This window comes from Bradyrhizobium uaiense (assembly GCF_010811875.1).
In the GTDB taxonomy this organism is placed as follows: Bacteria; Pseudomonadota; Alphaproteobacteria; order Rhizobiales; family Xanthobacteraceae; genus Bradyrhizobium; species Bradyrhizobium uaiense.
On the sequence record NZ_VKHP01000589.1, the window covers coordinates 1 to 454 of the forward strand.

The 454-nt window shown below is 66.7% G+C and carries 2 pseudogenes; both read left to right on the plus strand.

Annotated features, from left to right (window positions below):
* Positions 1-216: pseudogene (locus FNJ47_RS46620) on the plus strand (ABC transporter ATP-binding protein); the annotation flags it as partial.
* Positions 213-454, plus strand: a pseudogene (locus FNJ47_RS46625) (ABC transporter permease); the annotation flags it as partial. The pseudogenes FNJ47_RS46620 and FNJ47_RS46625, both read left to right, overlap by 4 nt.

Sequence of the window (454 nt, forward strand, 5' to 3'; positions counted from 1 at the left end):
CTCGCCTTGACCACGGTAATGGTCACCCATGACATGACGGCGGCCTTGCTGCTTGCCGATCGCATCGCGGTGATGCGGGCTGGACGGGTTGTGGCGCAAGGCCAGCCGGCCGAGCTGTCAAACAACAACGATCCCTATGTGGCGGAGCTGTTGAGCACGCCCAAGCGGCAGGCCGAGCGCCTGAACGCCCTGCTCGCGGGAGCAAGCGCAGGATGAGTTTCCTGTCCGACCCTCGCTGGCGTGACGCGGCGGCGCACCTGCCGGACTATCTTGGCAGCCATGTTCAGGTCAGCCTGGCAGCGCTGGCACTCGGGCTCGTGATCAGCCTGCCGCTCGCGATCCTTGCGCGCAACCATGCCGTGATCCGCGGCATCCTGCTGGGCCTCGCCAGCGTCGTCCAGACCGTGCCGGGATTGGCGCTGCTCGCGCTGTTCTACCCGCTTCTGCTCGCCAT